At 68.0% G+C, this 25577-nt stretch carries 32 protein-coding genes; 21 read left to right on the top strand and 11 right to left on the bottom strand.

The features are described from left to right. Positions 1 to 116: 116 nt before the first annotated feature. From J9315_RS10780 to J9315_RS10770, 3 genes are all read left to right on the top strand, one after another. A complete protein-coding gene (locus J9315_RS10780) occupies positions 117 to 518 on the top strand; it encodes a GNAT family N-acetyltransferase (protein ID WP_249120887.1) in 402 nt (133 codons plus the stop codon). 245 nt (positions 519 to 763) lie between these two features. Continuing rightward, positions 764 to 1117 (top strand): DUF1801 domain-containing protein, encoded by a 354-nt coding sequence (locus J9315_RS10775; RefSeq protein WP_211977859.1) that lies wholly within the window; start codon positions 764 to 766, stop codon positions 1115 to 1117. A 223-nt stretch (positions 1118 to 1340) separates the two neighbouring features. Further along, positions 1341 to 2489: a heme-binding protein gene (locus J9315_RS10770; protein ID WP_211977858.1), complete on the top strand. Its 1149-nt coding sequence runs from the start codon at positions 1341 to 1343 to the stop codon at positions 2487 to 2489. A gap of 25 nt (positions 2490 to 2514) precedes the next feature. Here J9315_RS10770 and J9315_RS10765 read toward each other — a convergent pair whose 3' ends face one another. The 3 genes from J9315_RS10765 to J9315_RS10755 all read right to left on the bottom strand — a co-directional run bounded on the left by J9315_RS10765 (position 2515) and on the right by J9315_RS10755 (position 5144). Continuing rightward, on the bottom strand, positions 2515 to 2784 hold the full coding sequence (locus J9315_RS10765) for a DUF3263 domain-containing protein (RefSeq protein ID WP_211977857.1): 270 nt from the start codon (positions 2782 to 2784) through the stop codon (positions 2515 to 2517). A gap of 117 nt (positions 2785 to 2901) precedes the next feature. Further along, on the bottom strand, positions 2902 to 4038 hold the full coding sequence (locus tag J9315_RS10760; protein ID WP_198498456.1) for a glycerol dehydrogenase: 1137 nt from the start codon (positions 4036 to 4038) through the stop codon (positions 2902 to 2904). 161 nt (positions 4039 to 4199) lie between these two features. Next, positions 4200 to 5144, bottom strand: a complete 945-nt coding sequence (locus tag J9315_RS10755; protein WP_211977856.1) for a LysR family transcriptional regulator — start codon at positions 5142 to 5144, stop codon at positions 4200 to 4202. A gap of 129 nt (positions 5145 to 5273) precedes the next feature. Between J9315_RS10755 and J9315_RS10750 the strand changes: the two genes are divergently transcribed. Continuing rightward, positions 5274 to 6512 (top strand): MFS transporter, encoded by a 1239-nt coding sequence (locus J9315_RS10750; RefSeq protein WP_211977855.1) that lies wholly within the window; start codon positions 5274 to 5276, stop codon positions 6510 to 6512. A gap of 28 nt (positions 6513 to 6540) precedes the next feature. Further along, positions 6541 to 7008 carry an acetyltransferase gene (locus J9315_RS10745; RefSeq protein WP_211977854.1) on the top strand — a complete coding sequence of 156 codons (468 nt, stop codon included), beginning with the start codon at positions 6541 to 6543 and terminating at the stop codon, positions 7006 to 7008. Between the two features lie 94 nt (positions 7009 to 7102). Here J9315_RS10745 and hchA read toward each other — a convergent pair whose 3' ends face one another. Then, positions 7103 to 7963 carry a glyoxalase III HchA gene (gene hchA, locus J9315_RS10740; RefSeq protein WP_198498460.1) on the bottom strand — a complete coding sequence of 287 codons (861 nt, stop codon included), beginning with the start codon at positions 7961 to 7963 and terminating at the stop codon, positions 7103 to 7105. 178 nt (positions 7964 to 8141) lie between these two features. Between hchA and J9315_RS10735 the strand changes: the two genes are divergently transcribed. Genes J9315_RS10735 through J9315_RS10720 form a run of 4 tightly spaced genes read left to right on the top strand, consistent with a single transcriptional unit; the run spans position 8142 to position 10405 of the window. After that, on the top strand, positions 8142 to 8714 hold the full coding sequence (locus J9315_RS10735) for a GNAT family N-acetyltransferase (RefSeq protein ID WP_198498461.1): 573 nt from the start codon (positions 8142 to 8144) through the stop codon (positions 8712 to 8714). Beyond that, positions 8701 to 9240, top strand: a complete 540-nt coding sequence (locus tag J9315_RS10730) for a GNAT family N-acetyltransferase (protein WP_198498462.1) — start codon at positions 8701 to 8703, stop codon at positions 9238 to 9240. The genes J9315_RS10735 and J9315_RS10730 overlap by 14 nt, the downstream gene beginning before the upstream one ends. Beyond that, complete coding sequence (locus J9315_RS10725) at positions 9230 to 9955, top strand: class I SAM-dependent methyltransferase (protein WP_232623557.1); 726 nt, start codon at positions 9230 to 9232, stop codon at positions 9953 to 9955. The genes J9315_RS10730 and J9315_RS10725 overlap by 11 nt, the downstream gene beginning before the upstream one ends. 51 nt (positions 9956 to 10006) lie before the next feature. Beyond that, positions 10007 to 10405, top strand: coding sequence for a DoxX family membrane protein (locus J9315_RS10720; protein ID WP_198498463.1), 399 nt, complete (start codon positions 10007 to 10009; stop codon positions 10403 to 10405). A gap of 15 nt (positions 10406 to 10420) precedes the next feature. Here J9315_RS10720 and J9315_RS10715 read toward each other — a convergent pair whose 3' ends face one another. Further along, on the bottom strand, positions 10421 to 10915 hold the full coding sequence (locus J9315_RS10715) for a DinB family protein (RefSeq protein WP_198498464.1): 495 nt from the start codon (positions 10913 to 10915) through the stop codon (positions 10421 to 10423). 189 nt (positions 10916 to 11104) lie between these two features. Here J9315_RS10715 and J9315_RS10710 point away from each other — a divergent pair, with 189 nt between their 5' ends. Further along, positions 11105 to 11791 carry an SDR family oxidoreductase gene (locus tag J9315_RS10710; protein ID WP_198498465.1) on the top strand — a complete coding sequence of 229 codons (687 nt, stop codon included), beginning with the start codon at positions 11105 to 11107 and terminating at the stop codon, positions 11789 to 11791. Here J9315_RS10710 and J9315_RS10705 read toward each other — a convergent pair. After that, complete coding sequence (locus J9315_RS10705; protein WP_198498466.1) at positions 11784 to 12422, bottom strand: dihydrofolate reductase family protein; 639 nt, start codon at positions 12420 to 12422, stop codon at positions 11784 to 11786. The two genes, J9315_RS10710 and J9315_RS10705, sit on opposite strands and share 8 nt — an antisense overlap. Positions 12423 to 12514: 92 nt before the next feature. On the opposite strand from J9315_RS10705, the gene J9315_RS10700 reads away from it, so the two are divergent. Both J9315_RS10700 and J9315_RS10695 read left to right on the top strand, forming a co-directional pair. Continuing rightward, positions 12515 to 13006, top strand: coding sequence for a helix-turn-helix domain-containing protein (locus J9315_RS10700; protein WP_198498467.1), 492 nt, complete (start codon positions 12515 to 12517; stop codon positions 13004 to 13006). Positions 13007 to 13299: 293 nt separating this feature from the next. Next, entirely contained in the window at positions 13300 to 13770 is a 471-nt protein-coding gene (locus tag J9315_RS10695; protein WP_211977853.1) for an SRPBCC domain-containing protein, read from the top strand. Here J9315_RS10695 and J9315_RS10690 read toward each other — a convergent pair. Next, positions 13760 to 14647 carry a carbohydrate kinase gene (locus J9315_RS10690; protein WP_198498469.1) on the bottom strand — a complete coding sequence of 296 codons (888 nt, stop codon included), beginning with the start codon at positions 14645 to 14647 and terminating at the stop codon, positions 13760 to 13762. The genes J9315_RS10695 and J9315_RS10690 overlap by 11 nt on opposite strands. A 202-nt stretch (positions 14648 to 14849) precedes the next feature. On the opposite strand from J9315_RS10690, the gene J9315_RS10685 reads away from it, so the two are divergent. The 5 genes from J9315_RS10685 (at position 14850) to J9315_RS10665 (ending at position 19706) form a co-directional block, all read left to right on the top strand. Next, positions 14850 to 15332: a DUF2695 domain-containing protein gene (locus tag J9315_RS10685; RefSeq protein WP_211977852.1), complete on the top strand. Its 483-nt coding sequence runs from the start codon at positions 14850 to 14852 to the stop codon at positions 15330 to 15332. Positions 15333 to 15467: 135 nt separating this feature from the next. Next, positions 15468 to 16550 (top strand): nucleoside hydrolase, encoded by a 1083-nt coding sequence (locus J9315_RS10680; RefSeq protein WP_211977851.1) that lies wholly within the window; start codon positions 15468 to 15470, stop codon positions 16548 to 16550. Beyond that, entirely contained in the window at positions 16543 to 17385 is an 843-nt protein-coding gene (locus J9315_RS10675; RefSeq protein ID WP_198498472.1) for a histidine kinase, read from the top strand. The genes J9315_RS10680 and J9315_RS10675 overlap by 8 nt, the downstream gene beginning before the upstream one ends. Further along, complete coding sequence (locus J9315_RS10670) at positions 17386 to 18192, top strand: energy-coupling factor transporter transmembrane component T (RefSeq protein WP_198498473.1); 807 nt, start codon at positions 17386 to 17388, stop codon at positions 18190 to 18192. Further along, entirely contained in the window at positions 18189 to 19706 is a 1518-nt protein-coding gene (locus J9315_RS10665) for an ATP-binding cassette domain-containing protein (RefSeq protein ID WP_198498474.1), read from the top strand. Before J9315_RS10670 ends, J9315_RS10665 begins: the two co-directional genes overlap by 4 nt. Before the next feature lie 96 nt (positions 19707 to 19802). On the opposite strand, the gene J9315_RS10660 is transcribed toward J9315_RS10665, so the two are convergent. Beyond that, positions 19803 to 20093: a YrhK family protein gene (locus J9315_RS10660; RefSeq protein ID WP_198498475.1), complete on the bottom strand. Its 291-nt coding sequence runs from the start codon at positions 20091 to 20093 to the stop codon at positions 19803 to 19805. A 374-nt stretch (positions 20094 to 20467) separates the two neighbouring features. On the opposite strand from J9315_RS10660, the gene J9315_RS10655 reads away from it, so the two are divergent. The 3 genes from J9315_RS10655 (at position 20468) to J9315_RS10645 (ending at position 22407) form a co-directional block, all read left to right on the top strand. Beyond that, a complete protein-coding gene (locus J9315_RS10655) occupies positions 20468 to 20929 on the top strand; it encodes a VOC family protein (protein ID WP_198498476.1) in 462 nt (153 codons plus the stop codon). Positions 20930 to 21009: 80 nt separating this feature from the next. Further along, on the top strand, positions 21010 to 21687 hold the full coding sequence (locus J9315_RS10650; RefSeq protein ID WP_198498477.1) for a PepSY domain-containing protein: 678 nt from the start codon (positions 21010 to 21012) through the stop codon (positions 21685 to 21687). A 105-nt stretch (positions 21688 to 21792) separates the two neighbouring features. After that, on the top strand, positions 21793 to 22407 hold the full coding sequence (locus tag J9315_RS10645; RefSeq protein ID WP_198498478.1) for a thymidine kinase: 615 nt from the start codon (positions 21793 to 21795) through the stop codon (positions 22405 to 22407). Positions 22408 to 22463: 56 nt separating this feature from the next. On the opposite strand, the gene J9315_RS10640 is transcribed toward J9315_RS10645, so the two are convergent. Beyond that, on the bottom strand, positions 22464 to 23105 hold the full coding sequence (locus J9315_RS10640) for a mismatch-specific DNA-glycosylase (RefSeq protein ID WP_198498479.1): 642 nt from the start codon (positions 23103 to 23105) through the stop codon (positions 22464 to 22466). A 48-nt stretch (positions 23106 to 23153) separates the two neighbouring features. On the opposite strand from J9315_RS10640, the gene J9315_RS10635 reads away from it, so the two are divergent. After that, entirely contained in the window at positions 23154 to 23633 is a 480-nt protein-coding gene (locus tag J9315_RS10635; protein ID WP_198498480.1) for an SRPBCC family protein, read from the top strand. Here J9315_RS10635 and moeB read toward each other — a convergent pair. Together moeB and J9315_RS10625 are read right to left on the bottom strand one after the other, a co-directional pair. Beyond that, entirely contained in the window at positions 23617 to 24771 is a 1155-nt protein-coding gene (moeB, locus tag J9315_RS10630) for a molybdopterin-synthase adenylyltransferase MoeB (protein WP_198498481.1), read from the bottom strand. The genes J9315_RS10635 and moeB overlap by 17 nt on opposite strands. Continuing rightward, entirely contained in the window at positions 24768 to 25577 is an 810-nt protein-coding gene (locus J9315_RS10625) for a thiazole synthase (protein ID WP_198498482.1), read from the bottom strand. Before J9315_RS10625 ends, moeB begins: the two co-directional genes overlap by 4 nt.

Below are 25577 nucleotides of genomic sequence, written 5' to 3'. Positions count from 1 at the left end.
TCTGCCGACCTCGGAGAAGGATGATGACACTTGAGCCAGGGACGACGAATGACGATCCGTGACCGACACACCGTCGCTGACGTCGTCTGTCGCGATTCATGCCGGGCAGAGTTCCGATGACTGCTGAGTTTCAGATTTCGCCCGGACTCGACGATCGGACGCTCTCGGACCTGCATCATCAGGCATTCGGATCAGAGTCGACAGCAGTCGTCCCATGGTCGGCTCGTCTCGAACGGCACAGCATCTTCTGGGTGACGGCAGAGGTCGAGTCGGGTCTCGTCGGTTTCGTCAATGTCGTTGGGGACGGGGGCGCCCACGCTTTCATACTCGATGCCGCAGTCCTCCCGGCGTACCAAGGTCAAGGAATTGGCTCCAAGCTCATCGACATTGCCGTTGCCGAAGCCCGTGACCGAGGCTGTGAGTGGATGCACGTCGATTTCGAACCCGGCCTTGCAGACTTCTACCTCAAAGCGAACGGGTTCCAACCGACGCAGGCGGGGCTGCTTCGGTTGAGGTGAGGGTCATCCGCGCAGCTTGGCTGGCATACTGCGGACTGCGGACGTGCCGTGGCACCAGATGACGAGTGTCATCTAAACTGAACTCGGTGGCGCTCAGTGTCACCGACTGCACTTCCACGTGAGGATCACGTGAATCATCGCGGAGAGACTTGAGTTCCTCAGGACAAGTCCGGATGGGGTGCGGCGCTCCAATGCGCCGACTTCTGCCCGCCGATGTTCGACATCGGCCGATGAAAGGACACGACATGTCATCGAAGGATGAGAAGAACCTCAGCCAGGTCCTCGACAAGATCGCAGCCATGGACGAGCCGAGGCGCTCGATCATGCGACAGGTGCACGACCTCATCGTGGCGACTGCACCGGAGCTCAAACCCCGGATCTGGTACGGGATGCCTGCCTACGCGGCCTCCGCGAGCACTCCGGCACTCATCACCCTGCGCAACGACGAACGGCTGAACCTCGCACTCACCGAGAAGGCTCCGTTCCACTCAGCCGGTGGTGACGACGGGTCGCTGATGCCCGCGGCCTGGTACTTCGAGACCGTCGATGCCGCCACGGAGAAGCGGATCGCGGAGATCGTTCGCTCGGTGTCCGGCTGACCGCATCGCACGGCGCTCTTCCCGGCGATGGACCCGCGCCGGGAAGAACGCTGTTCGGTGCCCGAGCTCTCCCGAGCAGACCTGTTCAGCCGATGCAGACATGTGGCAAGATGGCTTTCCTCGGAAGCAGCACCGGGGCCGAAGAGTGCGGTGACCCGGACGGCGGCTGACCGCCGTGCCCGCTCGATCCGAGAATTCCGGTTTCCTCGAAGGAGAGTGCGCGATGTCGGAGTCAACGGTTCGCTTCAGCCCGGACAACAGCAATGTGCTCTCGTGTCTGGGTGGTCTGCAGGAACTCGCGGGCTCCTGGCGCGGACACGGATTCAACCTGATCTCCCGACCTGACTACTCCGGGCACGCGAATCTCTATCTCCAGCTCAACCAGACCGAGGAAACCTACGACGTCACGCCGATCGGTTCACCGGTGCCCAACCGTGCCTGCGGCGGAGACGGTGTCGATCTCCACGGCCTCACGTACCTGCACAAGGTCAGCGACAAGGACACCCACAGCGCGCTGCACATCGAACCCGGCATGTGGATGATCCAACCGCCGGCCGAGTATCCGCCTCTGCGCAATCCCTCGAACGGGCAGATCGTCTACCGCATGTCGTCGATCCCGCACGGCAACACCCTCATCGCCCAGGGAACGGTCGTGCCGTTCTCCGGTGCGCCACCGGTGCTTCCCATCGGCGACCAGCCGTACGGATACTCGGACTTCCTCTCCTTCAACAGCACCCCGATCACCGGGGTGACACCGCCTGAGGAAGCGATCATGAACGCGGCCGGCAGCTCGGAGGCCGGGACCTCACGCACCGATCACCTCAAACCGTTCCAGCAGTTCGACCTCAGCATCGCCGAAGGCCCGGAGAACCCCCGCACTCCCTACAACACGCACCCGCCGGAGCCACCGCTTCCCGACCAGATCCTCGGCGTGCCGATGCAGGATGTCGTCAACGATCCCATTCGCCTTCTCCAGGCCGATATCCATGACAAAGTCGAGGCCGGTTACTCGATCGATGGGGTCGCGATCAACGTGATGACGCAGGCCAAGGTCGGCTTCCGCAGACACCGGAACGATCCGTACGGCCCGCACGTCACCGTCGAACCGCAACTCGCCGACGGAGGCCTGACGAACTCGCCCTTTCTGCTCGGGGGAGTACCGACGGGAGACAAAGGGCCGAATGCGCAGACCACGCTCGTCTACGCGACCATGTGGGTCGAGCGGCTCACCCATCCGGATCAGCCGACGATCATGCAGATCCAATACGCGCAGATGTGCGTCCTCAACTTCCGCATCCTGCTCATGCCGGACCAGGGGATCGTCGGCTGGCCGCACATCTCGGTGGCCACGCTTCGCAAGACCTTCGGCTGAGCGCGGTACCGGATGAACGAGCGTCTTACGGCATGAACGAGCGCCAGCGGCCCTTCCGTCGTTCGAAGGCGAAGCGTTCCGACCGCAGTCGGCGGATGCGAGTGACGACATCCGGGGCGTAGCCGAATGCCGCGTCGGTGTCAGCGAGTCCTTCGAGCACCGCGGAATACCTCTCGACGGCCAGTTCGATGCGTCGGCACAGAACCATGCGGGTGGCCGCCGATGACGGTGATCGCTCGAAGTCGAGGATCATCCGATCATGGGCGGAGAGTTCGTTGACGGTGCCTGGAATCACGACGCACAGTCTCGCACGAACTCATCGACGCACACGAACCCCGACATCACAACGCCGGGGTTCGCATCACGTCGACCTATCGAGGAGTCCGCTCAGTGCGGGCAGGGCACAAGAGGCTCAGTGCCCCTTCGCTTCGTACTTCTTCGGCTCGGGGAGCCCGCGCTCGGCCCGCACCCGGCGGGAGACGGATTCGACCGCGCGCAGGGCGTCGACGACCATCTCCGGGGTCACCGGGAACGGCATATTGTGGATCGTCTCCTCGGGCACGGTCGCCGCCTTCGCCACCGCCTCAAGCTCCTTCGCGTCATCAGGACTCAGCCCCACCTCGGTGAGCGTGTTGGGCAGACCGACACGGGTCGTGAACTCGATGAAGTCCTCGATCTCCTCGGCATCGGCGCCTTCCATGATCAGCTGGGCGAGAGTGCCGACGTTGACCTTCTGCCCGTGGGCGAGACCGTGGGTCTGCGGAGCCGCCGTCAGCCCGTCGTGGATCGCATGGGCAGCCGCCAGGCCGCCGGCCTCGAAGCCGAGACCGGAGAGCAGGGTGTTCGCCTCGACGACGGCCTCGAGGGCCGGGGTGACAGTCTTCGCGTTGACCGCGTCGATCGCTGCGAGGGCGTTCTCGTGGAGGATCTCCCAGCTCAGATGCGCCAGCGCGGTGCCCGCCTGGGTCGGGCGCCCACCGGACATCGTCTCACCGGTGCCGCGTGCGGTGGCCCGCGCTTCGATCCAGGTCGCGAGCGCATCGCCGATGCCGGCGATGAGGAAGTTCACCGGTGCGTTGGCCACGAGCTGGGTGTCGATGAGGACGAGGTCGGGGTTTTTGTGGAAGAAGCGGTACTCGAGGAACTCGCCGTCAGCGGTGTAGACGACCGACAGCCCCGAGGTGGGAGCATCCGAGGACGCCGCGGTGGGAATCGATGCCCACTTGATGCCGGCTTTGTGCCCGGCGGCCTTGGCCGAATCGATCGCCGAACCTCCGCCGAGGCCGACGATGACATCATGACCGCCCGACCGGATGCGCTCGACCAGTCCGTCGATCGTCTCGGGGGTGGCGAAGCCGCTGAATGACTCGCGGACGACGTCGACGCCCGCGTCGGTGAAGCTCTTCTCGATCGGTGCTTCGACGAGACCCCAGACGGTGTCGTCGGCGATGAGCAGCGGAGTGGTGCCGAGGGGTGCGAGATGGTCGGCGAGGTCGGCGATGACGTTCTTCCCTTGGACGTAGTGCGAGGGGCTGGAGAATGCGTACATGGGGTCTGTCCTTCCTGCGAGTGGCTTCCCGAGCCGACGCAGCGAGCCGTGGATGAGACCCGTCGGTCAGCCGATGGGGATCGCTCCTGTGCCGGAGCGCGCGGCCAGTCTATGCCCGTCGCCGAGGCGTGTCCACCCGACAAGGTGACTGTTCGATCACGTCAGCGATGTTCGGCTCTGCTTGGACTCCCATGGCCGGCGGCTTTGCCGCTGCTGCCGCCGTCCTCCGCCTCGGCGTCATCGAGAAGTCCGATGAGAGCGCCGAGGGCGGGAGGCTGCCACCGGCGCGCATGGCAGATGAGTGAGACGGTCCACGTCAGGTCGGCGTCGCTGAGGGAGAGGGTGACGATTCCGGGCTGCTCGCCGTCAGCGGATTCGGGGAGCAGAGCGATGCCGAGGCCGTTGCGGACGAACGCGAGGATCATCGCCGCCGTCGATGATTCGACCATGACCGAGCGGCGCAGTCCCGACCTGCGGAAGGCCTCGTCGGCGATCGCGCGGAGCCCGAATCCCGGTGGGAAGTCGATGAACGGTTCGGCCGCGATGTCGGCCAGCGTCGCGGAGCGCCTGGACGCCAGCTCATGGTCGCCTGCGACGACGAGGACGACCGGAGTGCGCGCGATCTCGCGCACCGACAGCGCCGGATGGGGCGCGGCATCCGAGGAGAACGCCGCATCGAGCTGGTTGTCGACGACGTCCTGGCGCATCCCCACCGACCCAGTCGGGGAGGAGATCAGCTGCAGCTCGACCGCCGGGTAGCGCTGCCGGAAGCGGGCGAGGAGTTCGGGGAGATCGAACGGGGGCTCGAACGTCGGCGCACCGAGGCGGAGCCGACCGCTGACGACCCCGTCGACCTGCCGGACGGCCGCGAGCGCGGCCTGCTCGTCGGCGAGAAGCCCTTGTCCGCGGACGAGGAGTTCCTCTCCTGCGGGGGAGAGATGGAACTGCCGCGTCGTCCTGATGATGAGCGGCACGCCCACCTCCCGCTCGAGGGCCTGGATCCCCGCTGAGACGGTCGACTGCGAGACGTGGAGGGACTCGGCGGCACGGGTGAAGCTCTGCGCATTCGCCACAGCGACGAAGTACTCGAGCTGGCGAAGATCCATCCGCCAATTATCGCACGAGGCGATTTCTCATATCCGAATTATTCGTTGGACACGATGACTGTTCGGGTGGACAGTGGAAGAAGCGCCCCTCCAATGGGCGCCCCTGACGATCGAGAGGCACGACCCCGCATGACGACGACACTGCACAGCACGCCCACGACAACGAGCACCCGACATGGCCTCGGCTTCTGGCTCGTCGCCGCCGCCTTCCTCATCGGCATGGCCTACTCGACGCTGCCGACCCCGCTCTACCCGCTCTACGCCGAGCGCGACGGCTTCTCGACGTTCGTCGTCACCATCGTCTTCTCCGTCTATGCCGTCGGCGTCGTCATCAGCCTCATCCTCGTCGGCCACATCTCCGACTGGGTGGGCCGCAAGCGCATCATCATCCCCGCGCTCGCCCTCGAGGCCGCCTCGGCGGTCATCTTCCTCCTCTGGCCGGATCTGCCCGGGCTCATCGCCGCCCGGTTCATCTCGGGACTGGGCATCGGCATGCTCACCGCCACGGCGACGGCGCACCTCCACGAACTCCACAGCCGCCACCGCCCGCATGCGACCGACTCCGCCCGCTCCGAGGTCGTCTCGATCGCTGCGAACATCGGCGGGCTCGGACTCGGCCCGCTGATCGCCGGCTTCCTCGCCCAATACGTCACCGGCCCCCTCGTCGTGCCCTACCTCGTGTTCCTCGTCCTCCTCATCGCGTCGATCGTCGCCGTCGCCCTTGCCCCCGAGACCGTCGACGTGCAGCCGTCGCGTCCGAGCTACCGGCCCCAGCTGCCCGGCGGGGCCAGGGCCGGGGGCGGCTTCTGGCAGGCCGCCGTTGCGGCACTGGCGGCCTTCTCCGTCTTCGGTGTCTTCACCTCGGTGACCCCGGAGTTCCTCGCCGAGGCGCTCCACGAACCCAGCAGACTCATCGCCGGTGCGGTGACGTTCGTCGTCTTCGCCGCCGCCGCGCTCGCCCAGACCGCGACCCAGCGGATGGCACCCCCGGTGCGGCTGAGGGTCGGAGTGCTTGCCGAGATCCTCGGCTTCGGCTTCCTCGTCGCCGGCACGGTCTCGGCCAGCCTCGTGCTCTTCCTCGTCGGAGGAGCGGTCGCCGGCGCCGGCGCCGGCTTCCTCTTCAAGGGCGCGGTCGGCACGATCCTCGCGACCACCTCGGCGGACCGTCGCGGAGCGGCCCTGGCCGGTCTCTTCCTCGTCGCCTACCTCGGTCTCATCGTCCCCGTCGTCGGCCTGGGCCTGGCGGTCACCGTCCTGCCGTCGACGACGGCGATGATCGGATTGAGCGCCATCCTCGTCATCGTGCTCGCCGGGCTCGGTCTCAGCACCGTCCTCGGCGCGGGACGGTCGGGGACTGTGCGCGGATGAGCGCCCGTGGTCGACTAAGGTGGTCGCCATGGCCGACTCCCTGCTCATCCGCCCGGCACGAGGCGCCGAGGACTACCCGCGGCTCGTCGACATCTGGCGTTCGTCGGTGCTCGCGACGCACGATTTCCTCGCCGACGACCACCGCGACGCCATCGAGGAGCGGCTGGCCTCGGACTACTTCCCGCATGTCCGTCTCACCGTCGCCGAGCGCGGCGGAGTCGCCGTCGGCTTCGCCGGCACCGCCGATGGAAGCCTCGAGATGCTCTTCATCGACGCCGACCACCGAGGCGAGGGAGTCGGGACGAGGCTTCTCGACCATGTCGTCTCCGCCGACGATGTGACGGCCGTCGACGTCAACGAGCAGAATGAGCAGGCCTACGGGTTCTATCTGAGTCGCGGCTTCACCGTCACCGGACGCAGCCCCGTCGACGCCGCCGGACTGCCGTATCCGCTGCTTCACATGACATTGGCCCGGGACGGAGTGACGCGGGACTAAGTGCCCCGGGACAGCGTGCCCCGCAACTGAGCGCCCCGCGCCAACGCGCCCCGCGGCTGAGCGCCCCGGCACTGGCGACGGCGCCCGACCGGGGTCAGTTCCCGAACTGCTCGAGCAGCGCCTGCGCGGAGTCCTTTCCGAGCTGGTTCGCCGCGAGGGGGCTGTCGCCGGTGAGGAGGTTGCGGTCGCGCGTCGTCGCTCCGGTCATGTCCTTGTTCGCGATCTCGATGCCCGCCTTCGTCAGCGCCTTCCCCAGCGCCCACGGCATCTTGCCCGGCAGGTAGCCGATCTCGATGTTCGCGCCCTCGTCGAGGGTGTCCGGGAAGGCGACGATCCGGTATCCGGCGAAGGGGTTCTCATCGCGGCCGACACCGGAGGCCAGCAGTGCGGCCGGGCCATGGCAGAGGGTGATGATGAGCCGGTCGTTGTCGAGGAAGTAGTCGAGGGTCTCGCCGAGGACGGCGCTGAAGGGGATGCCGTTCATCGCACCATGACCGCCGGGGATGAAGATCGCCGCATAGTCGTCGAGACCCTGTTCGAGCACCTCGGTGAGCTTCTTCGGCGCCTTGAACGCCTCCTTCGTCGCCTCCCACTCCGCGGTGACGGCCTCGTCGTCCTTCGGGTAGGCCCACCATTCGAACTTGCCCGGTTCGCCGTCGAGGGTCGCGATGTCGATCGCGTAGCCGGCCTGGGCGATGTGGTACATCGGCAGGAGCGTTTCGACGGGGTGGTTGCCGGTGGAGAAGAACGTCTCGTTCTGCATGAGCATGTAGCGCTCGTCGGTGGCGATGACGAGCACCTTCCACTTGCCGCCCGTGTACGTCTCGTCGGTGCCGAGGCCGTCGAAATCGGTCGTCGGCGCCGTGTACTGCGACAGCGAGTACGGCGACGGGAAGTAGGCGTTGTTCTCCGCCGGGTCCGGGGTGGGCTGGCGGTCCTGTGCTGAGTTGGCCATGGGATTCCTTCCGCAGAGTGTCGCCGAGGTTGTCCCCGGCTGGCAGCAGATGTGCAAGGCATCTTGCTGCTCGGTACGGCTTCAACCTAGTTGACCGTGAGTGCGTACACAAGGGACCGGCGGCGCCCCGGGGGCCGGGAATCGGCTGTGAGCCCAGCGGATGTGACACGATGAGCCCATGTCACCGGCGACAACGATGCTCCCGACCCCGACGCTCACCACGGACCGTCTTCGCCTGCGGCCGTTTGCAGATGCCGACGCCGAGGCGCTCTATGAGTTGCAGTCGAATGCGCGGGTGCTCGAGTACTGGGATTCACCGCCGTGGACCGACCGGACGATGATCGCGCGCTTCATGGCCGGCTGCCGGAGCATGGCGGAGAACGGGACCGGTGCACGGGTGGCCGTCGAGCGGAACGAAGACGCCGCGTTCATCGGCTGGGTCACGTTCAACAGCTGGAACCCCGATTTCCGGAGCGGATCCCTGGGATTCTGCTTCGCCGAGGAGGTCTGGGGACGCGGTTACGCGACCGAGGCGGCCCGGGCTCTGCTGGCATGGGCGTTCGACGCCCTCGACCTCAATCGCGTGCAGGCCGAAGCCGACACGCGCAACATCGGTTCGGCCCGCGTGCTCGAGAAGCTCGGCTTTCGCCGGGAGGGGACCCTGCGCGAGGACTGCATCGTAGCTGGTGTGGTCTCCGATTCCTGGGTCTACGGTCTGCTGCGGAGGGAGTGGGAGCATGACCCGGATTGAGCTGCGTCCGCTGCGCGTCGAGGACGCCGAGGTGATGGCCGCAGTCCTCGCCGATCCCGCGCTCTACGAGTTCACCGGCGGCCGCCCGCCGACCCGCGAGGCCCTGGTGAAGCAGTACGCCGCCCAAGTGCGCGGACGCTCATCGGATGGCAGCGAAGAGTGGATCAACCTCATCATCGAATGGGGTGTGCAGCGTCAGCCCGTCGGCTATGTTCAGGCGACCGTGACCGAGGCCGGCGGCACAGCGGAGATCGCCTGGGTGGTCGGAACCCCGTGGCAGCGGCAGGGCATCGCCACGCAGGCGGCGACGAGGCTGATGACCGACCTCGTCGATGACGGAGTCGGTGAGATCATCGCCCACATCCACCCCGCCCACACGGCCTCGCAGCGGATCGCGGAGAGCCTCGGCATGAACGCCACCGACACCGTCGTCGACGGGGAGGTGCGATGGATGCGGACGGCCGAGCCGCCGCTCCGTCCTGGCCGTGGACGACGTTCAATTTCGCTGGCGAGTGATGATGGTTGACTACCATCCGTGGATCGTCGAGCTCTATGACAGCGACAATCCCGGCGGCGCCGACCACGAGCACTTCCGTGCGCTCGCTCACCGAATGGGTGCCCGACGGATCCTCGACCTCGGCTGCGGGACGGGATTGCTCACGCGCTCACTCGCCGTGGACGGACGCCGAGTCGTCGGAATCGATCCGTCGGCCGCGATGATCGACTTCGCGGCGAGTCGAGATGAAGGACAGCGCGTCGAATGGATCAACGGCGATTCGACTGCGGTCCCGGCCGAGCGCTTCGACCTCGTCATCATGTCGGGAAACGTCGCCCAGCACATCAGCGACCCCGACTGGCAGGGCACTCTCCTCGACGTCCGCGCTGCACTGCGCACAAATGGAGTCCTGGCCTTCGAGAGCCGCAATCCGAGTGCCCGCGCGTGGGAGACGTGGTCGCAGCCCGAGGCGACGACGCGGATGACCGGACACGGGCCGCTGGAGGAATGGGCCGATGTCGACGACCTCGGCGAAGGTCGCATCCACGTCCGGTTCTCGAATCGTTTCGCCGACACCGATGAGGTCCTCGTCGAGGACGAGACCTTCGTCTTCCGCAGCAGGGAAACGCTGGAAGCACAGCTGACCGTAGCCGGGTTCACCGTCACCGAGGTGTGGGGTTCTTGGTCACGCCGACCATTCGTCGGAACCGAACCGCTCATCATCATCGAGGCGCAAGCAGTGTGATCGGCGCGTAGACTGCGTCGGGTCAGCCGTCCGCGCAGAAGGGGGTCTGCCGTGTTCACCGCGCCGCCGCTCGTCATCGCCGTCGTCCTGCTCCTGGTGCGCGGTCTGCTCGCCTTCACGTTCTTCCACGAATCACTGCTCAAGCTCAAGGACGTGCGCCGCTTCGCGAAGAACGACGGCCTGCCCCTGCCGCTGGCCTGGTTCGTGCCGATCGCGGAGTTCGCCGCCGCCCTGTCCTTCGCCACCGGTGTGCTCGCCCAATTCGCCGGCATCGGCGTCGTCGTGCTCATGCTCATCACGATCTCGATGCAGAACTTCCGGTGGCACAGCAAGTACTGGGCCGCCGACAACGGGTGGGAGTACGACCTCTTCCTCCTCACGCTCGCCGCGGTGATCGCGGTCTTCGGTGCCGGTCCGATCGCGATCCCGACGCTCGTCGGATTGGCGTAGAGGGATCAGCAGAGGTCAGCGCGGCATCCCGGCGGCATAGGCCGCCTGCCCGGCGTGCTGGGCGGCATCGTCGACGATCGAGACGAGACGGACGCCGCGGGTCACCGGGGGAGTCCAGTGCTCGTCGATGACGGCGTCGAAGTCCTCCGCGCTCAGCCGGTTCGCGTAGTCGATGAGGGCGCTCAGCGCAGCAGTGGCGTAGTCGACGAGGAGTCCCTGGTCGTTGACGACGATCTCCGAGGCCTGCTCGGGTGTGTGCCCGTAGCCGATGGTGTCGCCGATCGGACCGAGGTCGAAGCGGTCGCGGAACCGCTCCCACACCTGATCCTCCCCGGTGAGGCCGGCGAGCTGGACATCGACCTCGCGCCCGATGTGCCACAGCAGCCACGCGACCGAATTGGGATGGGACCCGGGGTGAGCGTTGAGCTCCTCGGGAGTGAGAGTCGGCAGGTTCTCGATCGTCTCGAGGGGACGCTTGGCGACATCGGCAAAGAGCTCAGTGATCGTCATGCCTCCCATTGTGCTCCGGCAGGGCCGGTTCGAGAGGCGCCGCGCACAGAATTCTTCAGACCGTCCCTTCCCCGGGATGACAGCGATCGCACGCGATCGGCACCAAACGCCGGGCCGCCTCGGCGGAATAAATCATCGCCGGTCGCGGCTGTTGTGGGCACCACCCATCGTCAACGAAGGAGCAAGCACATGTCTGACTCAGGTCGCGTCGTCATCCTCGGCGGACACGGGAAGGTCGCCCTGCTGGCGGCCCCGAAGCTCACGGCCGCCGGCTTCACCGTCGACTCGGTCATCCGCAACCCCGACCAGGCCGGTGACGTCGAAGCCGCCGGGGCGAATCCGGTCGTCCTCGACATCGAAACCGCGGACACCGATGCCCTCGCCGAGGTGTTCGCCGGTGCCGCGGCGATCGTCTTCTCCGCAGGGGCCGGCGGTGGCAGCCCCGAGCGGACCAAGGCCGTCGACCTCGAGGCCGCCAAACGCGCGATCGACGCCGCCGAACAGGCCGGAGTCAAGCGCTTCGTCATGGTCTCCTTTGCCAGTGCGAGCGTCGACCGCGACCGCGTCGATCCGTCGAACGCGTTCTACCCGTACGTCGAGGCCAAGCACGGCGCGGACGCCTACCTGCGTGAGAGCCCGCTCGACTACACGATCCTCGGGCCGGGTCATCTCACCCTCGATCCGTCGCCGGGCGCCGTCGTCATCGCCGATGAACGCGGTGACATCGACGGCCGCACCCCCGGTGAGGGGCAGGCGGAGACGTCGCGTGAGCTCGTCGCCGATGTCATCACCTACGTCATCGCCAATGACGCCGACGTGCGGGAGACCGTGAACTTCTACGACGGTGCGACCCCGCTCGCCGAGGCGCTCAGCTGAGCCGATTCCACAGCCGGTGAGTCAGCCCGCTCGGCGTGCTCACCGACTCGAGTGCGAAGCGCTCGTCGAGCACGCCGGGATCGTCCCACAGGTGCACCCTGGTGCCGAGGACGACCGGCACCGTGATCGTGTGCATGAAGTCGACGAGGTCGGCGTCGAGGAACTGCCTGATCGTCGACGGGCCGCCGCCGAGCCGGACATCGCGTCCGCCCGCGGCGGCCCTCGCCGTCTCCAGGGCCGTGGCGGGGTAGGCGTCGATGAAGTGGAAGACGGTGCCGTTGGCGAATTCGATGGGCGGCCGGGGATGGTGGGTGAGGATGAAGCACGGAGTCGCGAACGGCGGCGCATCATCCCACCACCCCTGCCAGCCGTCGTCGGGCCACGGCCCGGTCTGGGGGCCGAACTTCTTGCGGCCCATGATCTCGGCGCCGATGCCCTGCCCCCACATGCTGAAGAGCGCACGGTCGACGGTGATCGGAGCATCAGCGCGATCGATGCCCATGATGACGCGACCGTCGAAGCGGGAGAAGAGCGCCGCCGCGTCGCCGATGGGCTCATCGAAGGTGACGTGATCGCCCGCGGCGAAGCCGTCGAGGGAGACGAAGAGATTGTGAATGCGCGTGCGGAACATCGTTGGCCTCCGGAGCAGGTCGATTGTCGGTGACAATGGAACCCAGCGTAGGATGATGCACTTGCAGAACACAATCACTTGAAGGAGGATGCGTGGCTGGGCAACCGAGGTCGGGCTGTGCGATCAATGCCGCCGTCGAGGTGCTCGGCGATTCGTGGAGCCTCATCATCCTCCGCGACATCGTCTTCGGCGGTCGCCGCCACTTCCGGGAGCTGCTCACGCAGAACAACGAGGGCATCGCCTCGAACATGCTCGCCAGCCGACTGAGGAAACTGGTGGACGAAGGGCTCCTGACCAAGGCGGAGGCGGTCCGCGGTCAGAAGGCGAAATACTCGCTCACCGAGGCGGGGATCCAGACCCTGCCGGTCATGGTTGCACTCGGAACCTGGGGGATGACCCACCGCGAGACCTCACCGGAGCTGACGATCCGATCCAGACTCATGACCGACGACCCCCAGCTCGTCTCCGGCCTCATGGAGGAGCTGAGGGAGACTCACCTCGGCGTTCCGCGTCCCGATCCGGCTTCACCGCGCGCTTCAGAACGGCTGCAGGCTGCTGTCAAAGCGGAGATCGCCGGAAGCTGAGTCGGTCGTCGAACCTGGTTGCGGCCGGCACCGGTGATCGGGGATTGCCGTGCTGAGGTCGCTGGGACGATTCTGTTGTCCGATCCTTCAAGGTGTGGTTCCATGGAATAAGCAGTTGCATAATGCAATCGCTTTGATCCCGATACTGATCCCGAAGGAGCGATCATGGTGAGCGGACTCATGGCCGACATCAGAGTCGGCAGCGAGGAGCAAGCGACCGAATGGCATTCCCGGCTCTTCGTGCCGCATTCTCCCGAGCGCCGGTCCGGACGGAAACCAGGTGGTGGTCTTCGGTGAGTGAGCTCGCAGACGCTCAGGGAGCACCTGTGGCCGCGACGATCAGCCTCGGTGCTGATATCGAACACCCGGTCTCGACAGTGTGGGCCGCCTTCGCCGATACAGATCAGCGTGTGCAGTGGGGAGTCCCCGAAGGGGAGGAGATGGTCTGCGACATCGACGAATTCCGCCCCGGTGGATCGATCAGCGCCCGTTGCGGGGCGCCTGGAGCACTGGAGTTCGCATCGACTGGGCAGTACTGCGCTGTCTTGCCGCAGCGTTACATCGTGACCACCGAGACTCTCACCAAAGACGATGAGATCCTCTCGACCGCCATCATCACCTGGACCCTGACAGCCACCTCAGCGGGCACCAGAGTCGAGCTCGTCGACCAGGTCGTCTCCTTCGTCGGTCAGGGAATGATCGACGGCCACCGGAACGGCCACGACATCTGCCTGCGACAGCTCGCCGAATTCCTCAGTTCGTGAGATCCGCAGCCCACGGAAGATCGGCGCCGGTACGGCCGACGGTGATCCCGGCCAACGCCGACGCCCTGTCGCCCAATGACGTCAGCTCCGCAGTGCCGAGGTCGGACACCGCTGACGTCGCGGCATGCAGATCGTGGATGAGGGAGACCATGAACGTGTCCCCTGCGCCGATCGTATCCGCGACGTCGACCGGAGCCGAAGCCACCGTCACCCGCGCCGAGGCGGTCGCCAGGACTGCGCCCTCACCTCCGCGCGTCATCGCCACCAGGTCCGGACCAAGGCCGAGCAGACGATCGACCTGCGCTTCTTCAGCGAGGTCGGGATAGAGCCACTCGGCATCGACATCGCTGAGCTTGAGGACGTCGACGCGTGCGGCGAGCTCCTCGAATCGGGCCAGTGCCGCCGTCCGCTCGCCGATGATCGTCGGGCGGATGTTCGGGTCGAACGTCACCAGTCGAGTGGATGGGTGACGGTTGTCGAGCAGGGCGTCGATCGTCTCCGCGCCGGGTGGGAGGAATGCCGCGATCGAGCCGATGTGGATGGCCTCCCACGGCTCCTCTGCGACCGGTGTCGGATCGGGATTCCAGCGCAGGTGGAAGTCGTATTCGGCCGACCCGTCGGCGGAGAGGGTCGCGCGCGCCGTCGAGGTCGCACCCTGAGGGGTCGCATGGACGGTGACGTTCGAGGCCCGCAGGTGGGAGAGGACGAATCCGCCGTGGAAGTCATCTCCGAGGTCCGTGAGCAGGGCGACCTCGTCACCGAGGCGACCGAGGCCGAGCGCGACATTGGCCGGCGCGCCTCCAGGGGCGTACCTGTCGGGTGCGTCGGGAGTCGAGACGATGTCGATGAGGGCCTCACCGATGACGAGAGTGGTCATCACCCCAGTCTATGGAGCGGCGGTGGTCGTCGACGCCGGTTCCTCCGATCGCGCGGGGACCGCGCCCGATGCGCTGTCCGGGGCAGCGGCCGGTGCGGGCGTCTCGAGCAATCGCACATCGGGGAAGGAGAATCGCACGCGACTCGAAACTCTCTGTGGCCTGAATCTCTCTCATGTCAGTGCCGGATGGCACCGTGAGGTCATGGACAACATCACGGAGAACCCAGAGATCAGGCAGGTCATCGACACGGCGTCGGCTCGCATCCTCAATCCCCGACCAGGCGAATGTCTCGTGTGCTACGTCTTCCGACAGCTCGGGGAGTTCGGCTGCAACGGCACGCACCGCTTCGCCGAGAGCTTCCGCGACAGCACGGCACCACGGGCGACGGCTCTCCTCGCACGTCTGGGCAGCATGGGCGCATGCTGCTGTGACTGCGAGATGTTCCTCAATGCGTATGCGTTCGCACAGCGACCGCTGCTCATGCGCGGGCCTCTGGCCGAGGCCATCGGCACGCGCATGAGCGTTGAGGAGCTCGAGGCCGCAGGTGCGCTGCCGATGGATCCGGCTCGTGCTGACACCACGGGCGGGCAGAATGCACCCTCCGACATCTACCTCTGCTGTCAGTTCGTGCGGCGCGGATCCACGCAGCCGTGCGGAAACTGGAGGAGACAACGCCGATGGTGAGGCGAACCCCCGGGGGACCGCGCAGGCAATGCGGCACCGGGGTGTGCAGAGAGGCTGCGCGGACAGGCTGCGCGGAGTCCCTCAGCAGCCGGTCCGAAAGAATGCTCACTTCTGCCGATCCGGCAGAATGAACGTATGACTCTGCCGCTCTTCCTCGACTGCGACCCGGGCATCGACGACGCGCTCGCGCTCGCCTACCTCCTGTGCCAGGACGACGTCGATGTCGTCGGCATCGCCGCCTCGGGCGGGAACGTTCCCACCGCGCAGGTCGTCGAGAACACGCGGAGATGGCTCACGCTCGCCGGAGCCGACGACATCCCCGTCCACGCGGGCCATGCCCTGCCGCTGGCTCGCCAGAGATCAACGGCCGCACAGATGCCATCCGGATCGGCGGTGGGGGAGCCCGACACCGTCGACATCGAGTACGCCGATCTCACCCACGGCCAGACCGGTGCCGGCTACGCCACCCTGCCGGAACCGACGGTGCCGCTCAGCCCCACCTCGGCGGCACAGGCGTGGGTCGACGCCGCCCGCGCGCACCCCGGCGAGCTCATCGGCATCGTCATCGGGCCGTCGACGAACCTCGCGCTCGCCCTGGAGATCGAACCCCGGCTGCCCCACCTGCTCCGCCGCCTCTTCATCATGGGCGGGGCCTTCAACTACCGCGGCAACACGCACCCGACGACGGAATGGAACGTCACCTTCGACCCCGAATCGACCGCCGCCGTCCTCGCGGCCTTCGACCGGGCCCGTCACGAGCACCCCGACATCGCTCTGCCCGTCATCGCCCCGATCGAAGCCACCGAAGCCGTGGCAATGACCCCCGAACGCTGGGCGGCCATCCTCTCAGGCGATGCGGACGACCGGTGGCACACAGTGCTCCGTGAACTCGGCGCGGCCCTGCGCTTCTACTTCGAGTTCCACGAATGGGACGGACTCGGCTACCTCGCCCACATCCACGACCCCTTCGTCGTTGCCTGCGCCCTCGCATGGGCCCGCGATCCTGACCGGTCGGAGAGCACCCTGCCCTGGTCGCAGACTGCCACAGCACCGGTCGACGTCGAACTCACCGGTACACTCACACGAGGCGAAACCGTCGCCGACTGGCTGGGGCGGTGGGGGAGAGAACCCAACGCAGAGATCATCCGCTCGATCGATGCCGAACTCTTCCTCGACCACCTCGGCGCCACACTGAAGAAGGGACCACACCATGGTTAGAGACACGACCACCCGCACTCTGTCTGGGCAGGGGCCAGCCGCACCGACTGGTCCCGGACAAACCCCCATCACTCTCACCCTCACCGTCCTCGGCACCGCCGTCATCCTCGCGACCTACCTCGTCGTCCTCCTCACCCAGCCCGCCAACCTCGGCACCGACCTCGGCCACACCACCCTGTGGGTCATGGTCGGGTACCTCGCCGGCGGCATCCTCCTGGCGGCCGGCACCCTGCCGCTCATTCCGCGCAGCATCATCGCGCTCATCCCCGTGGCCATCGCCCTCAACATCGTCATCGGCCAGGTCGTCGGCACGCTCACCCCGATCCCGCTCTACCTCGACTCCATCGGCACCGTGATGATCGGCGTTCTCGCCGGACCGGCAGCCGGAGCGTTCACCGGCATCATCTCGAACCTCATCTGGGGAGTGACCCTCAACCCCAGCGTCATCGCCTTCACCACCGGCGCTGCCTTCATCGGCGCCGCCGCCGGATGGGCCGCCCGCCTCGGCGCCTTCCGCACCCCCTGGTTCGCGGTGCTCGCCGGTGCGCTCGCGGGAATCCCCGCCGCGGCTCTCGGCGCCCCGGTGGCCGCCTACGTCTTCGGCGGCGGACTCGGGGCCGGCACCGGCGGCATCGTCGCGATCCTCCAAGCGGCCGGACAGGAGATGCTCGCCGCGACTCTCGCCCAGAGCATCGTCTCCGACATCATCGACAAGGCGCTGATCTTCGGCCTCGCCTATCTCGTGCTCCGCACCCTGCCCCGCCGGATCCTCGGCAGGTACCCGTTCACCGAACACAGCCGTCCCCCGCAGGCGCGCGCCCAGCGTCTGAGCTGAATGACGACAGCGATCCCGGAATCCCGAACTCGCTGGCACCCGGCCACCGACCTCATCGTCATGGCCTGCGCCCTCTTCCTCGTGTTCGGGATTCCGTCACCTGTCGTCCCCGCCGCCGTCATCCTCGGCTCGCTCATCGCAGCCGTGGCGACGAGGAGGGTCTCTCTGACCCGATGGGCGCTGACGGTGGCGGGCCTGAGCCTGCCGCTGCTCATCGTCGTCGGCCTCGTGCAGGGCCTCTTCTACCCCGGGACGGCGGTGACCGTGCTCTGGCAGTCCGGGGCCGTTCGCGTCACCGTCGAAGGCCTCGCGATCGCGGCCCAGATCTGGCTGCGGGTCACCGCGCTCATCGCCCTCGGTGCGCTGTTCGGGCTCGGCAACGACTCCGCGCGGCTCTTCGACGGCCTCATCGCCCTCCGCCTGCCCGCGACGGTGGCCTACATCTGCGCCTCCGCGCTCAGCCTCATCCCGTTGGTGCGCCGACGCACCACCGACGTCCTCGATGCTCTCGCCGCCCGCGGATGGCCGACGCACCGGTGGGGAACGCGCATCCGGCTCCTCCCGCGCATCGTCGCAGGCCTCTTCACCTCCCTGCTCGTCGGCGTCGACCAACGCCACGAGGTCCTCGACCAGCGCGGCTTCGCCCGCTCCGACCACGCCGTTGACCTGCAGGATCACCGCGACGACCGGGTCCAGTCCTTCATCCGCCGAGGCGGTCCCCTCCTCACCGTCGCCCTCATCGTCGCCTCGGTGGCCGGCTTCCTGCCCCTGCCGAGCGCCGACACGCTGCTCGGAGGTCGGGGATGAACCCTTCTGCGACAGTGCTCGACCTCGCCGGGGTCGACGTCACGTACCGGGCTGCGCAGGCGCCGGCGCTCACCGACATCAGCCTGCGGCTGGATCCCGGACGCATGCACGCGGTGCTCGGTCCGCAGCGCTCGGGGATCTCGACACTGGCCCGGCTCACCGTCGGACTCCTCGCCGAGCAGGCGACCGTGACCGGCCACGCGGTCGTCACCGACAGCGCGGTCATGCTCGGAGACGATCCCGAGGCGCAGCTGTCGGGAATGACGAGCATCGTCGGCGACGAGGTGCAGCTGCCGAGCCGACTCCACGGCGTGACCGCCGACCGCGCGCGGGTGGCGGCCGCCGCCGCGCTCAGCGCATTCGGTCTCGGCGAATTGTGGGACCGACGCCTCGACACGCTCTCCGGTGGACAGCGGCAGCTCGTCGCGCTCGCCGGTCTCCTCGCCCTCGACCCCGTGCTCCTCGTCCTCGACGAGCCCGCGCTCTCGCTCGACCCGCGGATGCGCCGGAGTCTCATCGCCGGGCTGCGCGCCCACACGGACTCCGGGGGAGCGGTCCTCCTCACCGGCCACCAGTTCGACGACGTCGCCGAGGCCTGCGACGCCGTCAGCTTCCTCTCCTCGGGCACGCTGGGCGCCGCGGCGGAACCGGCCTCGCTCGGGGACGCCGCGATTGCCGGGCACGGCGTGTGGATGTCGGTGCCGGCGCGTGCGTCTGCCCGGTCCCCAGGTGCAGCGGCCCTCGCCTCCGAATCCGATGAGCCGAAGCCTGCTCTTCCCGACGACGGACAGCAGACCCCGCGGCCGGCGCCCGTGCTCACGATCGAGAGCCTGCGGGTGGAACGGGGTGGGGCTGTGATCCTCGACGGCGTCGATCTCCGGCTGCATCCGGGTGAACTCCTCGCGCTCACCGGTGCGAACGGTGCCGGGAAGTCGACGCTGCTGCGCGCTCTCGCCGGCCTCCTCGGCCGCGGCGCCACGGTGACGGGTGCGATGACGGTGCACCGCCTCGGCGAGGACATCGTGCTGCCGGGCATGCCCGCCGGCCGGCGAGCCGCGCACCTCGGATGGGTCGGTCAGGATCCTGGCACCCAGCTCTCGGCCTCGACGGTCGCCAGCGAGCTGGGGCGAGCCGCACCCCTGCCCCGACATCGGAGGCGTGAGCGTGAGGCCGTCGTCGCGGAGCGGGCAGCGGCGGTCGCCTCGGCGATGGCGACGCTGGGCCTCACCGAGGCGGCCGAAGCCCATCCCTTCGACCTCGGGACTGCGCGGCGGAAGGACGTCGTCATCGCCTCGGCGCTCATCACGGAACCGGCGGTCCTTCTGCTCGACGAACCGACACAGGGCAGGGACGCGGCGGCGATGGCGAGGCTCAACGATGTCGTCGCGGACTTCTGCGGGCGAGGCGGCGCCGTCATCGCGGTCACCCACGACCGGCGGTGGGCGGGATCGGCCGCCGATCGGATCGTCACTCTCGACAGGAGTCGCCTCGGCGCGACGGGCGCCGACGTCTGAGCGCGGCTGGCGCCGACGCCTGAGCGTGGGCGGTGTCGCGAGACCAGTGGTGGGTGGTCGGTGTCGAGTGGTCGGTGGTGCGCGGCCGGCGGTGGCTCAGTAGTCGTAGGACGATTCGGTCGTCAGCGTGCCCGGGGTGCGGAATTTCTGCAGGTGGATGTGGCGGGCGAAGCGGATGACCGGGCGGATGAGCATCTCGATGCTGCCGAGGACGAAGAGGCACGTGCCGGCGAACATGAGCGAGTCGGAGAAGAACATGAAGCTGCCGATGAGGAACCACAGGCCGATGAGGACATCGTTGGCGATGCTGATCATCTGGTAGCGCTGGCGGATGACGATCTCGTCGTGTCCGATGTGCATGATGAGGTCGTGTTCCTGCGTGGTCAAGCAGTCCTCCAGAGGGTTGGTGGGAAAAGGGCCGTTGCGATTTTATGCGGGGCTGCGGTGCGCGCGCCATCTGAGACAGAGCTCGGCGGTGGACTCGCAGGAAGACTCAGCTCGCGCGGAGACTCGATGGTTGTCGGTGGTTTGCCGGTCGTCGGCGCAGACGCCGGACATGCGGCTCTTCCGACCGGGCTGTTCGGCAGCGACAGCGGGAGAGCGGTGCGACGCTTCGGGACCGTGGGCGTCGGATTCTGCGGCACATGACCGTCACGCATGCGTCACCCGTGGGACGCGTCGACGCTGCCGTGTCAGTGGCGTCGGCTACAGTCAGCACCACCGACACTCACCACGCGCCAGACTCTCGATGAGGAGACATCATGAGCCGTTCCGTGCAGATCACCGTCGACTGTCATGACCCGATCCTCGTCGCGAGGTTCTGGGCGGAGGTCCTCGGCTACGTCATCCCCGGGCCGCCCGGTGCCTCGCTCGCCGACGGGCAGGATCCGTTCGACGCGTGGAGGGAGTTCCTCGAGGGACTCGGCGTCAAGATGAGACCGGAGGACATGCGCGCCGCGATCGAAGACCCGTCCGGGCGCGGCCCGCGGGTGTTCTTCCAGACGGTCCCCGAGGAGAAGACGGTGAAGAACCGCATCCACCTCGACGTCCGTGCCGCACCCGGTCTGCAGGGTGCCGATCGGATGGACGCCCTCGAAGCCGAATGCAATCGGCTCGTCGCCCTCGGGGCCGAACGTCTGCAGCGGTTCGAACCGAAACCGCCGATGGAGACCGGTTTCATCGTCATGGCCGATCCCGAGGGCAACGAGTTCTGCCTCGACTGATCCTGCCGACTCGGGTCGATCCGATGATAGTTCTCTTATTTTCCTGACGGGCTCCCGGCCGCGTTGCTACCGTGACTGGTATGAAGACTGCGAAGCCGACCTACCTCGCCGCTGTCGTCACGCTCGCCTTCAGCCTCGCCCTGACCGGGTGCGCCGGCGGGAATACCGAATCCCAGACCGCAGACGCCGCGTCGAGCCAGCCGACGCAGGCCGGATCGGTGAGCTCCGAATCGGCTGAGGAGAGCGCCCCCGCCGGCCCGTCCGCGCAAGCAGACCAGTCCGAGCAAGACGGCCAGTCCGGCCAGTCGCCGCTGTCGGCCGACGCCGACCTGAGCCGGGTCCAGCCGCAGGTGACCCCCGAGGACGCGATCACCGCAGCGCAGGCCGACGTCGGCGACGGCACCGTCCACGCCATCGAACTCGACCACGATCGCCGTGACGACGCGTGGCAGTACGAGGTGAAGATCCTCTCCGGCACGACGGACTACGACGTCACGGTCGATGCGGACTCCGGCGACGTCGTCGGCCGCGACGAGGACACCACCGAGGACTCCGAGCAGGCCATCGATCTCAGCTCGCCGATGACGTTCGACGAGGCGCTCGGCCTCGCCGCCGGGCAGGGCACAGGGCGCCTGACGAGCTGGAAGCTCGAATCCGACGACGATCGCATCGAGTACCAGTTCGACTACGAGGACGGCAGTGCCGACACCGAGGTCACCGTGGACGTGGACTCGAAGACGGTCACCGTCGACAACTGAGGTCAGGGCAACCAAGGTCAGGGCAACTGAGGCCGCGTCCCGGTCCGACGCCCGTGTTTCCCGGTCCGACCACTGTGTGTCACCGCCTCGGGCTAGGCTGATCCCATGCACGCCAGCGCTGCGCCCCCGGTCGGCCGCCTCGAAGTCATCACCGGTCCGATGTTCTCCGGCAAGTCCGAAGAGCTCATGCGCCGTGTCCGGCGTGCTCGCATCGCCGGCGTCAATGCGCTCGTCATCAGCCATTCCCTCGACACCCGCGCCGAACTCTCGGCCGTCACCTCGCACATCGGGGTCAACATTCCCGCGATCCCCGTCGGCAATGTCTCCGATCTCGCCGCGGCGGCCGCAGCGGAGGACTTCGACCTCATCGCCATCGACGAAGCGCAGTTCTTCGGTCCCGACCTCGTCCCGGTCGTCGACGACCTCCTGGCCACGGGTGCCACGGTCATCGTCGAAGGCCTCTGCGTGACCTTCGACGGTGCACCGTTCGAACCGCTGCCGACCTTCATGGCACTCGCCGAGGACGTCACGAAGCTCACCGCAGTCTGCACGATCTGCGGTCGCGACGCCGTGTTCCATGAGCGCATCGCCGCGCAGCCGACCGGCGCCGCCACCGACATCGACGCCAGCCACGTCGGCGGCCTCGACACCTACGTCGCCCGCTGCCGGGAGCATTTCGGTCAGCCAGCGGCGACGAGCCCCGGGGCGGACGGGTCATGACCCCGGCAGCGGCCTCACCCTGATCCGGCGGAGGCCCCGTCGTCAGCCCGGCGAGGTCACGACTCGATGGCAGCCCACGTCTCCCGCCAGATGTCGGCGAGGGCCGCGATGTTGTAATGCGCGTTCAAGCCGCTCGGCTGCGGCACGACGCGCAGAGCGACGTCCTCCGGCCACCCGGGAATGAGCGAAGTGTCCTGAACGCCGAGCGTCGCTTTCGGCTGGGAGAACGCGATCCGGAACGAGGTGATCCCGGCGATCGCCACGGCTGCCGGCCGAAGATCGGCCAAGCGCGCGACGAGGCGGGCACCGCCGGCGCGCAGCTCCTCGTTCGTCAGCTCATCTGCCCGGGCAGTGGCCCGCCCGACGAGGTTGGTGATCCCGATGCCCCGGGAGAGCAGATGCTCCTCATCCTCGGCGGAGAGACCGAGAGAGGCATCGACGAGGTGATCGGTCAGCCCGCCCCGATGGAGCGAGGGCCAGAAGCGATTGCCCGGACGGGCGAAGGGCGCATTGACCGCCGCCGTCCACAGTCCCGGATTGATGCCGACGATGAGCAGGGAGAGTCCTCCCGGTCCGGCCGGGAGAACATCGTCGATGGCGTCGGGATCGTCGGTGGCGAACTGCGCGAGGTCGTCCTTCGTCGGCTTCCGCCCGCCGAGCGGCGACGGTCTGCGGGGTCGGCGATTTTCGGCTGGCACGCCACCCAGACTACCGTCGAAGGACGACGCATCGAACGGAGGCCCGCCATGAGCCACGAGCACACCCGCCCCCGCCCCGGTGAGTCCGCGCCCTTCCACTTCGAGTCGGTGTGGCGGGTGGCCGATCCCCTTCCTGCGGTGTGGTCGGTCCTCACAGAAGTCGAGGCCTGGCCGCAGTGGTGGCCGGGCATCGCCGCGGCCACCACGGACGACTCCGGTGTCCACCCCGGCAGCCGCGCGGAGATCACCGTGCGCAGCCCCCTCGGCGTCGCGTTCGACATCACGCTGTCCATCGAGGGTCTCAGTCCACCGCGGCAGGTGCGCCTCCTCGCCGACGGCGACCTGCGCGGCGTCGGCGTCTGGACTCTGGCGCGCACCGGGCCGCTCACCGCGATCTCCGCGACCTGGTGCGTGACGACCAGACGGCGATCCGTCCGGGTCCTCAGGCCGATCTCCGCCGGCATGCACGGCATCGTCATGCGAGCAGGCGAGAACGGACTGCGTCGCCGCCTCAGCGAACTGGCGTAGTCTCCGTCGCCGCCCACGCCTCGATGCCTCCGGCCAATGACCGGATGCGAACGTTCGGTGGCACCTCGCTGCTCACTGCCGAGACGGCGCGAGCCGACCGCACCCCCGACCTGCAATGGACGACGATGTCGGTGGCCGGGCCGACCGCCTCGGCGAGCGACGGCCAACCGCGGTCGACGACGTCGTCGAGGGGGACGTGCACGCTGCCGGGAATCGCCTCGAGCTCCCGCTCCCACGCCTCCCGGACATCGACGATCACCGGCGCCGAGGTGAGCGCGCGGACCTCGTCGGCCGTGACCTCCGCCACCCCGGCGGGAGCCGGAGCCCCCACTGCCGGTGTCGCACACGCGAGGGCCACCTCGGCGAGATCGGTGACGGCGGGGCGGTCCGGGTCGGGCGAGAAGCGCAGCGTCGTGAAGCTCGTGTTCAGCGCATCGACCCGCAGCAGGCGGCCGAGCAGGGGATCGCCGATGCCGCAGATGAGCTTGATCGCCTCGGCGGCCATGAGCGACCCGGCGAGCCCGCAGAGCACCCCGAGCACTCCGCCCTCGGCACAGTTCGGCACGGAATCGGCGTCGGGGATGTCGGGGAAGAGGTCACGCAGCATCGGACCGTGACCGGGGGCGAACGTGCTCACCTGCCCCTCGAAGCGGAAGATCGTTCCCCACACCAGGGGTGTGCCGGTGAGTTCGGCGGCGTCATTGGACAGGTAGCGGGTCGCGAAGTTGTCCGCCCCGTCGATGACGAGGTCGTGGGCGGCGAAGAGCTCGAGAGCGTTGTCGGGGCTCAGGCGCTCGGCAACCGTCTCGACGGTGAGGCCGGGATCGAGCCGGCGCAGGGCATCGCGTGCGGATTCGACCTTGGGACGGCCGACATCGGCATCCCGGTGGAGGATCTGGCGCTGCAGGTTCGAGACGTCGACGACATCGTCGTCGATGACGGTCAGCTGCCCGATCCCGGCCGCCCCGAGGTATTGGAGGACCGGGGCGCCGAGACCGCCGGCGCCGATGACGAGGACCTTCGCCGCGCGCAAACGCCGCTGACCGGTCACCCCGACATCGGGCAGGCTGAGATGCCGGGAGTAGCGTGCGATCTCCGCGGGAGTGAGTTCGGGTCCGGGTTCGACGAGCGGTCTCACGGCCCCATCACCAGGTTCTCGACCGAGGTCGTGCGGGCGGTCTCCGCGGTGACCCGCCCGTCCTCGGGCGACGATGCCAGCGCGAGCGGGCGTTTGGGGATCCGTCCCGCCCCGGCCGCCAGGCGACCGGCGTCGACGGCGAGCCGCATCGCCTGCGCCATCGCCGGGGCGTCGTGAGCGCGGGTGACGGCGGAGGCAAGCAGCACCGCGGTGCACCCGAGCTCCATGGCCAGGACGGCGTCCGAGGCGGTGCCGATGCCCGCATCGAGGATGACGGGCACCTGGGCGCGGGAGACGATCGTCTCGATGTTGTGCGGGTTGAGGATGCCCAGGCCCGAACCGATCGGGGCGCCGGCGGGCATGACCGCGGCGACCCCGGCGTCCTCGAGCCGCTTCGCCAGCGCGGGATCGTCGTTCGTGTAGGCGAAGACCGTGAAGCCGTCGAGGACGAGCTCCTCGGTGGCGCGGAAGAGTTCGACGGGGTCGGGCAGCAGGGTGTCCTCGTCGGCGATGACCTCGAGTTTGACCCAGTTCGTCTCGAGCGCCTCCCGGGCCAGCTGAGCGGTGAGCACGGCATCGCGAGCCGTGTAGCAGCCGGCCGTGTTCGGCAGCGAGCGGATGCCCAGCCGTTCGAGGAGCGCGAACACCGAATCCCTCGCCGCGGCGTCGAAGCGGCGGATCGCGACCGTCGTCAGCTCTGTCGCCGAGGCGGTCAGGGCGTCCTCGAGGATGCGCAGAGTGCTCGCCCCACCGGTGCCCATGACGAGGTGGGAGTCGAAGGTGACGGTGTCGATGGTCCAGCTCAT

Origin of the sequence: Brevibacterium sp. W7.2 (assembly GCF_018137945.1) — a bacterium.
GTDB lineage: Bacteria > Actinomycetota > Actinomycetes > Actinomycetales > Brevibacteriaceae > Brevibacterium > Brevibacterium sanguinis.
This window is presented reverse-complemented; position numbering and strand designations above follow the sequence as displayed.